Genomic DNA, 453 nt, shown 5'->3' on the forward strand with positions numbered 1-453 from the left:
CGACGGGCTCCGTGGCTGAAGGTGGTTCGATTGTTTACACCGCAACACTGAGCAACGCTGCCGGTTCGCCAGTCACCGTGACCCTGTCGAACGGTGCCGTGATCACCATCAAGGCTGGCGAAACCACTGGTACCACAACTGTCCCAGCACCGTCCGATGACGTCTACAAAGATGCCGGCTCCGTGCAGGCGACCATCACCAGCGCCACCGGTGGTAACTTCGAGAACCTTGTTCCAAGCACCACGCCTGCGATCACCCAGGTTACCGACACCGTCGATACCTCGACCGTCAAACTGACCGCTGATACTTCGGTGGCTGAAGGTGGAACCGTCACTTACACCGCCACCGTCGGTGCGCCAGTGACCGGCTCGCCTGTCGTCGTGACCTTGGCCAACGGCCAGACCATCACCATCGGTGTTGGCCAAACCACCGGCACCGCGACCACCACCGCAC

The 453-nt window shown here is 61.6% G+C and carries 1 protein-coding gene; it reads left to right on the forward strand.

Annotation, left to right across the window (positions count from 1 at the left end):
- Window positions 1–453 (forward strand): immunoglobulin-like domain-containing protein (locus V6F91_RS27185; RefSeq protein ID WP_332769931.1); only part of this gene is annotated, 453 nt, incomplete at both ends.

This window comes from Pseudomonas koreensis, assembly GCF_036668835.1.
GTDB lineage: Bacteria > Pseudomonadota > Gammaproteobacteria > Pseudomonadales > Pseudomonadaceae > Aquipseudomonas > Aquipseudomonas koreensis_I.